Source organism: Mycoplasma milvi, from assembly GCF_048284715.1.
Classification (GTDB): domain Bacteria; phylum Bacillota_I; class Bacilli_A; order Mycoplasmatales; family Metamycoplasmataceae; genus Mycoplasmopsis.
Genome location: NZ_JBLWAH010000003.1, coordinates 23,705 through 35,460 on the forward strand (window position 1 = coordinate 23,705; position 11,756 = coordinate 35,460).

Below are 11,756 nucleotides of genomic sequence, written 5' to 3' on the forward strand. Positions count from 1 at the left end.
AGATGGTTTTGCTAAAGTAAAAAACGCCTATCAAGAGGGCGCTTTTTAATTATTTTAAAGTTTATTTATTTCATTTTTTAAAGAATCAAGGAATATCATATAAATCAGGATCAAAAGCATTCATACGCATAATATTACGTGCCATTGAATGGTAATTTAGTAAATCAAGTGGATTTGAGCCTTCTTCATTAACACCATAAAAGTTAAATGATTCTTTTCCAGTATTAAATGCACCATTTTTACCTACTAATAATCATAGAGGTCCACCTGAGTTTATTGTTGTAACATATTCACCATTATTATTCATTACACCAGTTCCTGAATTACCTGCATTGTAATATGTCGGTTCATATGGAGTTTGTTTTTTAAAACTATCTACATCATAACCACGTTCATCACGATGAATAATATATGTAGATTGTTTACCGTATGGAAAACCATTAAATAAACCTTGTTGTACATTTTTATTTCTGTTTGGCGATTCATTATTGAGAAATGGTAAGTAATTTAGATTTTTTAAATTAAATCAATTTTGGTATCACATTGCTGTCTGATATTTACCTTCAGACTTTAAACTTTTAATTAAAGGATTAATATCAAAAATAATTAATGAAACATCTAAAAATCTATTTGTATCTAAAATTCCAGTTTTAAAAACTTGAGTTTGAGGATTAAAATTAGAAACTAATCCCACTTGATTAATACCTGACCACACAACTTGTGCATGAGTTGCTTGTGTATATAATCCTCCTCAATAGCTAAAGCCTGCATTTACATTGTTACCAAAATTTAATCCTGCTATTGTAGGAGTCGTGCCTGCACTTAATGTACTTTTTTCAGGAGTTAAATTATTCTTATCGTTATTTATAACATGGTGATTTGTCAAAAGATAAAATCTACCATCAGTTGGATCAGAATTTACTTTAGCCACCATCATAGCACTACCGAAATTCATCGCAAGAGTTCTAGACATTAAATCTTTAGCAACAGATGAAGAAGAAACATAAGAACGATTTAAGTATTCATTATTAAATTTGTATCCATCTTGTAATTTGTAACTTAACATTTGATTAGGATTGTAGGCAAATGGATCATTGAATGAGTCTTTGTTTGATAAAATTATCGGCATATTTTCTTCAGTATAATCCATATTTTTATAACTAATAACATTTGTTGAATTAGCATTACCAAAATCTTCGTTTGCTACTGTATTAACGTATTCATAGGTTATATCCCCAGCAAAATAATCAAAGAAAAATGCTTCATTTGGATCAAACTTGTTTTGCAAATTATTAGGAACAAAGAAGAATGGTGGTTGGTAAAGAGATGAAACTGGATTATCTTGAACAATTTTATAACTTGGATTATCTAAACTAAATACAAAATGCATTCCATCACTTTCTAATGTTATTGTTATAGTATAAGAAATTGATAATGGTTGACTACCTCCATTAGGATAAATAGTATCACTATTTTGCTTCATAATAACTTTTCCATTAGATTTTAAATCATTGTAATTAAATGATAACGAAATCCCACCTGGATTTCCATTGGCATATCCATAGACCCTGCCATAAGTAGAAGAGTCTAAAAATTTAATATTTGCATCTAAATGAACTTTTACAGTTGCTTGTTTATTATTTTGCTCAAGTATTGGCTTAAAGTATTTATTAAGCAATGTATATTCAACATTTCCTGTGGCTTTATTTAGTAATCAATAATTATCTCGAGCAGTGGTTTCATTACTTCTCAATCTAAGCACATCTCCATTAGCGCGAGCAATTTTTTTCATTTTTTGACTAAATGGTAGCCTTAAAAGATCGTCATCACTATAAGAAACTTCTTTTGCATTAGTATTTGTTTTAAACCCTGATATTTCATATCATACTTCACCAATATATTTTCTGCCACCAACTTCTGGTTTTTGTTGGTATGCTAAGCGAACCATTGCACGTCCATTTTTATCATCAACCATTTTAATATCAGAAATGCTAAAGTTAGATGGATATAGTAAGTACTTCTTATAAGGATTGGTGCTAATATTTAAAGATCATGAATGTGGAGAGTTATTTTTTATATCATTAGCAAATTGTGAAACTAAAATATTTTCCTTACCTGTAATGTTAATATCAGAGTTTGCAATTCTATTTAACATAACGTTTGGATAGAATTCATCAGCAAAATCATTTTTTAAATTTCTTAAGGTAATTTCACTTGTTGTATAGCGATCGTTTCAATTTCATTTGTTAATAAATCCGACTTTAAAAGACATAGTTGAAATTCTATATCTATAGTTATATGATGCCTTAACATCATAATAATATACAAAATAAGTATTTAGTAAAGAGTTTGGATCCACTGTGTGTTGCTGGTCATTAGGATTTGAAATATCATTAGTATTAACTGTTCCTGGAGCGCTAGGTGCCTTGTCTTTTTCGCTGTAACCATTATTATCAAACTTATCATTATTTTCCGTAGAAGCTTTTTCACCTTTGAATTTGAATAAATAATTAAGCTTATCAAAGGCTTGCTCTTCCATTAATGTGTCTGCATCAAAAACTCTTTTGCCAAATAAGGTGCGATACTCAAAATTATGTGAATTAATTAAAGCGACTGTATTTTTTATAGATTGATTTGAACCAGTTGTTTTGAAATCTTCACTTGTAAATCAAGGCTTATTATTACTTGGTTTAATGTCAGTGTAAACTAATGGTTTGAAGTAATTTAATCTAAATTTAGGTGATTTAAGTAAATTATTGTTAACAATTTTTCCATCCAAAGTAACAGCATATTGTAATTCAACATAACCTTCAACATTATTAACACTATAGTCATGTGGATTAGCTACATTAAAGATAATTTGATACTTACCAAATTTAGGTAAAGTATAAATTTCATTAAGTTTTTTAACTCCTTCTCCAGCATAAAAGTTGGAATGTGTTACTTTAGGATTAGTAACTACTGCATGTGATAAAATTTCGCTAGTTTTCTTTAAGTAATCAGAAAGTTGAAAAATTTCTTTATTAGCTAAATAGTATTGTTGCCCATTTTTGGTTTGTATATTTAAATCATAAATAAATGGTTCCTTGTTTGAGCCAGTAAATTTAATTTTAAATGTTGCAGTATGAGTTCGATCATTATAGACAAAAATGTTTTCCTTAGAATAATTAATCATTTCCCACTTGTTATATCCTTCAAGTGAGACATTTACAGCTGCGCGTAAGCTATTTTGTAATAAATTAAATTTTTGAGGGTTATTAATTGAAGAATATCTATCTGGTAAATTAGAAGTAGACATTAGGTTTGAAACATAAGTTCAATCTTGAGAGTTAAAACCAGTAGTTGAATTAGGATCTTGCTTATAAATTTGAGTTTGGAATAATTGAGCAATTGCATAGAGTAGGTTGTTACTATTATTGTTATTAAAGTTAGGATTATTTGTTAGTGTCTCATTAAGTGAAAGACGTACTTTTCTATTTAGAGGGTTTTTAAATTTAACAGTTTGCTTGCTAGTTAAATTAAGTGTTTTTATTAATAATCCTTTGTGTTTTATAACTACACTTAGGCTAAATTTGCCTTCTGATAGCTTAATACTATCATTTACTAATTCATAAGTAAAATATTGTTCAAGTTTTGAAAATCTAGGAGAAAGCAATGCAATAAAGTTCTTACTTAAGTTTTTAATAAAGTCATCTTCATATCAACCACTAATAGCTCCATATTTAATATTGTATAAGTCATCAATATTTGCATAATTAATTTGGTTAATACGAGAAGTTAATTTAAAGTCAAAAGCAACATTTTTTAGAATATACGTTGTTGTATCTTCTGATGTTAAGTTATATTTAACTTGTAGCAAGTCAAAATTATTAGGATTAAGTTCAAAATCCTTAGATAAGATATTAATCTTTGTATTTTGATTATTTTCTTGTAAGTATAAATTAAAGTTATTTGCATTTATTGAAGCACTGTTTACATTTAAATCATAGCCATTATTTATAGCAGTTGTTTTAGGATTAAGTGTAAGGCTGATAGCTTTTTGACCAGCTTCTTTAAGCTGAATAACATTAAGTGGATAAGCTTCTAAAATTTCATTCAATAGTGCTGTAAGTGTCTTATGTACTTGAGATTTATTTTCAGGAGCTAATGAATTATATGCTTCTGGTGTTACAAGTAATTTAGCTTGATAATTAGTTGCATCATTTTTAGTTGAAGGCAATGCTAATAAACGATTTATTAATCCAGATACTTGAGTATATAGACTATTATAGTTCTTATTAACTTCTTGTCCATATTGTTTATAAAATTCATTAACATTAAGGTTAAATGATTGTTTTATTTCTTCGATTTGACTAGCAGATAAAATAAAACCTTGCTTGAAGTTGTTTTCAAATGAACTAATAATACCATTAGCAAATTGTAAAAGATTGCCGGTAACATCTGGGTGTGCTTTAATCCAATTTTTAAATTCTGCATCATAATTCACAACTTCAGCTTCTTGAATTCATGCTTGTAAGTTAGTTTGCGCTTTTTGCAACGCCTTTTTAATTTGTTCTAAATTATTGATAGTAATTCCATCTTCAGGTAACCTTGTGACATTTTCTAGTAAAGTAACTAATTCTGGATATGACAGATATTGAGTTTTATAGTTAGTTATTTTTAGTTTAAAATTAGCAATTTCTTGTTTAAGTAAATTTATAGTTGATTGAGAATCTTCACTTTCTTGAAGTACCTGTGAATAAAATGAGTCCAATTGAGTTAACTCACTCAACATAGCAGATAAGTTTTTAGCCTCAATGTCTTTTTTAGCTTGTTCAATAACTAAATTAATTTGTTCTTTAATTGTCTTTTTGCACTTATCTAATATCTGAGGAGTAAAAAGATCAATTTTAGCTTGAAGACTAGAAGTTGTATTAGATAATGCTGACTCACATCCTTGCACAAAAGTTTGAAGAGCTTGTTCGCTTTCTTGTTTAATTTGATTAAAGGCAGTTTGTGAAATATTATTTTGATTTAGATCATTTGTTAATTGAGTAATTAACAAATTAATTGGTTGAGCATCAACTAGCCTATTAATGATATAAACTTGATTTTCGCTTAAGGATTCATTTAATGTTGAAATTAGACTTTGATAAGCCTTAATTAGATTTTGCGTTTGACTTGTATTAAATAATTGAAGTAATTCATTTAAAGAATTCTGACTTGCAATAAGTGCAGTTAAGTCTTGTGATTGAATATTTTCTTTCGCTTTGGCAATTGCTAATGTAATTTGATTACCTAAGTCTTGAGAAATTAAACCTAAATCAGCCTGACTAAGTTTGTCAACTAATCCTTGCACTGCACTTGTGATTGATTTTAAGACATTATCACACTCTAAATTAAAATTATCAATCGCTTTATTCACTGATTGAGTTTGGTAATTTATTTCTTGTTCAGGAATGTTTGTATTTTGCAACAAGTTATTTAACTGGTCTCTTAGTCCTGATAAAGAAGAAGGGCTAACTAACCCGTTAGAAACATATAATTTCTTTGCTTCAAGAGCATTGTTTATTTGGTTAATTAATGAGTTAACCAAGGCATGAGCATTAGAGCTAGATGCTTGCACAACTTTTCCAATAAGATCGGTTAGTTGGACTTTGTCTTGTAATAAGGCTGAAACATTGTTTTCTTGAATATCTTGGCTAGCTTGTTTAGTAGCTAAACTAACTTGATTAAATAGTTGTATGTCAACAATATCTGGATTTATAGTGCTCAATTTAGCCACTAATTGTTTAATGCTATTTACTAATTCATCTTTTACTTTAGAACAATTGTTTAAAAATTGTTCTAAAAGTGTGCTAGCTGAGGTTTCAAGTGCTTGATATTGCGCTTGTGATATATTTTTTTGCTCCAGCATGCTGTTTAGTTTTTTAACTAATTGATTTAAATCAAGTACACTAACTAAATTATTTTGTACAAAGACACTATTTTCACTAATTTTTGATTCAATATTTTGTTTTAGCACTTCCAATTCTTTATTGTATTGACTGGTTGCTGAAACTTTCTTATCGTCATTGCAGCTTGAAGCAAGCATAGCTAAAGATGCAGTTGCTGTCACTAAAGTGAAATTTTTTAATAATGTTTTCTTTTTCATATTTACCTACCATAAAACTTGTTATTTTGATTTTTTGTTAAAAAAGTATAAAAATGCTAGTCATTTCTAAAAATATCTAGCTTTTTAACAATTTATCATTTATTTATATATAAATTATAAATGGAATTTAAATAAGTAATTATTTTTTATTTTAAGCGTTTTTCTTCTTGGATTTTGACTAATTTCCCTAGAGCTTTTTATTTTTGCGAAAAAAATTAAAAATGTGGAATATATTTCTCATTTTTGGTAATTTTTTTCCTTAATATTAGTTATAGAATAATGAAAAAAGTTTTAAAATATTAGCGATGTTATTATTGAAATAACGTCCACTTAAAAAGGAGAAAATATGGCTAAATTTAGACGTGTGTTCATGATCGTTACAGATGGTCTAGGAATCGGACCAGATAAAGACCAAAAACGTTTTGGCGACGATGGTGCAAACACAATTAGATCTGCTTCAATGGTAGAAGAATTCAAAATTGATACATGAAAGAAACTAGGAATTGGTAACATTACTAACTTAAACGGAAATTACCATGTTAAACAACCAATGGCTTACATGGCTAAAGTTCAAGAAGTTTCAAATGCTAAAGATACATTAGCAGGACACTGAGAAATGATGGGAATTAAAACATTAGTACCATTCCCTACATTTACAGAAACAGGATTCCCACAAGACTTAGTTGATGAATTATCAAAAGCTTTCGATGGAAGAAAAATTCTTGCAAACAAATCAGGTTCAGGAACAGAAATGATTTCTGAATATGCTCAAGAACAAAAAGAAAATGGTGGAATCATTGTTTATACATCAATGGACTCTGTTTTACAAATCGCTGCTCATGAAGAATGAGTTGGATTAGATAACTTATACAGATATGCAAAGGCTGCTCGTGAAATTTGTTCATCACGTCCAGAATGAAACGTAGGAAGAATCATAGCTCGTCCATTTGTTGGTGATAACGGTGAATACACAAGAACATTCAATCGTCATGACTATGCAAACAAACCAAGAGAAATGATTTTAAATGAATTACAAGCTAAAGGTGTTGAAGTCATTTCAGTTGGTAAAATCAATGACATTTTTGTTGGACAAGGTATTACAAAACACTACCCAAGTGGTTCAGATGCTAAAGGTCTTGACATTACAATTGAATTAGCTGAACAAGATGGTGAAAACCAATTTATCTTTACAAACTTAGTTCAATTCGACTCACACTACGGACACAGAAGAGATGTACATGGATATGCACAAAACATTTCTGATCTTGATGTTAAACTTGGAAAATTAATCAACGCAATGCGTGAAGATGACTTATTAATTATGACAAGTGACCACGGAAACGATCCATTATACCCAGGATTCAACCACACAAGAGAATTCTTACCAGCTACAATTTATTCAAAATCATTCAAATCACCTAGAGTATTACCTAACTTTACAGGTTTAGGAACACTTGGAAACATCGTAGCAAGAAACTTCGGTGCTGACATCATAACTGAAACAGGTGATGATGTATTTGAAGAATTAGTATAATTTAAAAATATTTTATTTCACACTACAAATAATGCATAGTAGTGTGATTTTTTATACTGTCATCAGCAGCAAGTAGGAAGAATAGTAAAAACCTGGCATGTGGAACAAAATTTCCACAAAATGCTATAATTAAAATATGAGTGAAGCTAAAAAAAATAAACAAATTTCCTATAAGGACATATCTTCAATAGCTAATGTATCTATTTCAACTATTAGTAGATATTATAATGGGGGATATGTATCAGGTAAAACAAAACGTAAAATTGCATCGGTAGTAAAAGAATATGAATATATTCCTAATCATGGTGCAAGAATGATAAGAGGAAAGGACAACTCAGTTTTTGTTATTGCACCTATTTTTGGAAGCAATATTTACCAACACATAATTAACGGAATTATTGCTGCTTGCTCAAGAAGCAGTAAGAGGGTTATTACAACTTATACAAACCCTTCAACACAGGAGTATGTAGATACAATTAAATACATTCTTTCTTGAAGACCAACATCATTAGTGGTTTTTGTTCCTGAATATGATGAAGTCTTATTTACTTACTTAAAATCAATTGAAGGCGTTGCTATAGTAGTTTATGGATATCAAGTTGATGGACTAAGTTGAATAGTTCCAAATGAAATCCAAGGATTCTATGATGTCACAGTTGACTTATATAATCAATTACCAAAAGACGATAATAAAATTCTTTTCTTAGAAGATAAAAAACTTCTTAGTCGTCAAAAAGATAAAAGGTATGAAGGATTCCTACAAGCATGTACAGAACTAGGGATCAGCCATTCAAAATATGAAATTAGTACTAGAAAACAAGAAAGTGAAGTTAAGGATTTAGTTCGTTTCGCTGCTAAACATAAATTTTCAAATATTGTTTGTTCAACACACGATTCATTTATTTCTTTAATTGCTTTAGCAAATAATACTTTTAAATTAACTGATATTGGATACCAATCAATTTATGATAGCTTAAATGTTTACAAAAGTAAAATTTTCGTTGACTACCCATTAATTGGGTTAGAAATTGAAAAAATGATTGCAGTTCAAAAAGAAACAAAAGAAAAACAAACTAGAGAAATAGATTTAAAATTAATTTCAGATTACAAGAAAAATTAACTAAAAATTTAAATGTGGGGTAGTAATTCCACATTTTTTCATTTTTTCTAGCTACTAAAAGAAAAGATTATAATATTTATATGACAGAGATAGCTGTCATAATAATAATGTAAAGGAGGAGCGCATGTTTAAATTTAAGTCTAAAAATGCGACTAATTTTCAATCTACAAATGATTCTAAAACTAAACAAAAGAATACTAAAGCCTTAAGTTTACTTAGTTTAGTTTTAATGAATATAGTTGCTGTTGTAAGCCTTAGAGGCCTACCTGCTGAAGCAGAATATGGACTAGGATCAATTTTCTACTACATTTTTGCTGCTATATTTTTCTTAATACCTGTTGCACTTGTTGCAGCTGAACTAGCTTCTACCTATACTGAAAAAGGTGGGGTATTTAGATGGGTAGGAGAAGCGTTTGGCCCAAGGCTTGCATTCCTATCTATGTTCTTGTTATGGGCTGAGGTCACAATTTGATTCCCGACTGCCCTAACTTTTGGAGCTGTGTCGCTAGCTTATCTTGCTCCAAACACTGAAATAGCCAAGGCAATCTCCAATAATAAGGTTTTTGTTCTGCTAATTGTGCTTGCTATTTATTGAATAGCCACTATATTATCTTCATTTGGTACAAAAGCATTTGCTAGAGTAGCTAAGTGAGGTGGAATTATTGGAACAATTATTCCTGTTGTTATTTTGATCGGTTTTGGGTTTGCCTACATTATTGCAGGCAACGAACCTCAAACACAAATGAAAGCATCAGATTTATTACCAGCATTCAAAGGATTTGACTCTTTAGTACTTGCTGCTAGTGTTTTCCTATTTTATGCTGGTATGGAAATGAATGCAATCCATGTAACTGAAATTAACAATCCAAAAAGAAATTACCCAATTGCTATCTTAATTTCTTCATTGGTTACAGTTCTTATTTTTGTACTAGGGACTCTTGCTATTGCTTTCCTTTTACCAAAGGATGATATTAACTTAACGCAAGGTTTACTAGTTACATATATTAAAGCCTTTACATGGGCTGGTGTCCCTTGACTGGCCCCTGTACTGGCAGCTATGCTAGCAATAGGTGTTTTAGCAGGTATTGTTACTTGAGTATCAGGACCTAGCGCTGGTATGTTAGTAGTTGGAAAAGCTGGATATTTACCTAGATGATTCCAAAAAACTAACAAAAATGGTGTACCAACACACTTATTACTAATCCAAGGACTTATTGTTACTGTATTATCTGTACTATTCGTAGTACTTCCATCAGTACAAGCTGCTTACCAAATATTAAGTCAACTAACTGTTATCTTATACTTAATTATGTACATCTTAATGTTTGCTGCAGCAATTTACCTTCGTTATTCACAACCAAATCGACCTAGACCATATCGTATTCCAGGCTCACATAGCATCGGAATGTGAATAGTGGCTGGATTAGGACTTATTGGTTCATTACTAGCCTTTATTGTTAGCTTTGCACCACCTAGCCAAATATCAGTTGGTAGTCCAATAACATACGTAGCAATTCTAATTATTGTATCTGCTATTTTCTGTGTTATTCCATTTATTATTTATGCATTAAGAAAACCACACTGAGTGGACCAAGATTCAGATTTTGCTCCATTTACATGACAAATTGAAGGTACGCATCCAGGTATCATTAATCATTCAAATTGTGAAAGTAGTGAATTAGCTAAAGCATACTTTGATAATAAAGTAAAAGGTGACTTTCAAGCCTTTGACACAGACATACAAAGAAAATTAAAAGAACTAGAAACATATATTTCTAAACGTGAAGAATTACTTTTAGCTAAAATAGGAAAAGAAAGTTTAGCCTACGAAATGGCTGAAGGTAAGATTTTAAATAAAATAAAAAAAGAAAACGATAAGACTTTAAAAACAATTTCTAAAGCTCACGATTCAGCAGTAAAAGTTTTCTCCCTAGAAACAAGTGATAAAAGTAATGCTGAGCAAAAAGTTGCTGACCAAGAAAATCTTTCTAAGCCACAAGCAAATGCTCAATAAAGGATCATATGTTAGATAAAAAGCTTATAGAAACAACCTTAAAAGAATCATACTTAAAATACAAAGATCATAAAGAAGGCAAAAATGCTAGTTATATTCCTTATCTAGCTAATGTACCTTCCGACCTTTGTGGAGCGACTGTAATAACTGCAGATGGTGATGTATTTAGCTACGGCGATGATTCATATGCATTTGCAATTGAGTCAATTTCTAAGGTTTGTACATTAGCATTAGCTTTAGAAGAAACAGATGCAAAAACTGTGAGAGAAAAAATAGGCACATCCCCTACAGGATTACCATTTAACTCTGTTATAGCTCTTGAATTACATAAAGATAAACCATTATCACCATTAGTAAATGCAGGCGCTATGGCAACCACTAGCTTAATACAAGCAAAAGATAAAACTGAAAGATGAAATAAGATTTTAGACTTTCAACAACAAATGATGTCAAGAGATGTAGTTCTTTCTAATGAAGTTAATACATCAGAACAAACGACTAATTTCCATAACCGTGCAATAGCTTGATTACTATATTCAGCTGGTCAAATGTATTGTGAACCAATGGAAGCTTGTGAAGTATATACACAGCAATGTTCAACTTTAGTAACAAGCAAAGATCTAGCTACCTTAGCTGCTACATTAGCAAATAATGGAATCAACCCAATTACCAAACAATGTGTTATTTCAAGTCATAATATTCCTCATATTTTAGCTGAAATGACTATGGAAGGTTTATATGATAAATCAGGTGATTTTGCCTATATGGTAGGACTGCCTGGAAAAAGTGGAGTTGGTGGTGGACTCATTGCTGTTGTACCTGGAAAACTAGGAATTGCGGTATTTAGCCCTCCATTAGATCAATATGGAAATAGCGTAAGAGGATTTAAAATCATTAAAGAATTTTGTAATAAAATGAAATTTAATTTATATTTAAATGAAAAATAAAGGAGGTT

At 30.0% G+C, this 11,756-nt stretch carries 5 protein-coding genes; 4 read left to right on the top strand and 1 reads right to left on the bottom strand.

Annotation, left to right across the window (positions count from 1 at the left end; translation table 4 throughout):
- Positions 1 to 61: 61 nt before the first annotated feature.
- Positions 62 to 6,133, bottom strand: a complete 6,072-nt coding sequence (locus ACNQ13_RS01765; RefSeq protein ID WP_418035546.1) for an MGA_1079 family surface serine endopeptidase — start codon at positions 6,131 to 6,133, stop codon at positions 62 to 64.
- Between the two features lie 346 nt (positions 6,134 to 6,479).
- Between ACNQ13_RS01765 and ACNQ13_RS01770 the strand changes: the two genes are divergently transcribed.
- The 4 genes from ACNQ13_RS01770 (at position 6,480) to glsA (ending at position 11,748) form a co-directional block, all read left to right on the top strand.
- Entirely contained in the window at positions 6,480 to 7,667 is a 1,188-nt protein-coding gene (locus ACNQ13_RS01770) for a phosphopentomutase (protein WP_416741663.1), read from the top strand.
- A gap of 136 nt (positions 7,668 to 7,803) precedes the next feature.
- Positions 7,804 to 8,787 carry a LacI family DNA-binding transcriptional regulator gene (locus ACNQ13_RS01775; RefSeq protein WP_416741662.1) on the top strand — a complete coding sequence of 328 codons (984 nt, stop codon included), beginning with the start codon at positions 7,804 to 7,806 and terminating at the stop codon, positions 8,785 to 8,787.
- A gap of 124 nt (positions 8,788 to 8,911) precedes the next feature.
- Positions 8,912 to 10,801: a glutamine/gamma-aminobutyrate antiporter GadC gene (gene gadC, locus ACNQ13_RS01780; protein ID WP_418035548.1), complete on the top strand. Its 1,890-nt coding sequence runs from the start codon at positions 8,912 to 8,914 to the stop codon at positions 10,799 to 10,801.
- 8 nt (positions 10,802 to 10,809) lie between these two features.
- Positions 10,810 to 11,748, top strand: coding sequence for a glutaminase A (gene glsA / locus ACNQ13_RS01785; protein WP_418035550.1), 939 nt, complete (start codon positions 10,810 to 10,812; stop codon positions 11,746 to 11,748).
- The last annotated feature ends 8 nt before the right edge of the window (positions 11,749 to 11,756 follow it).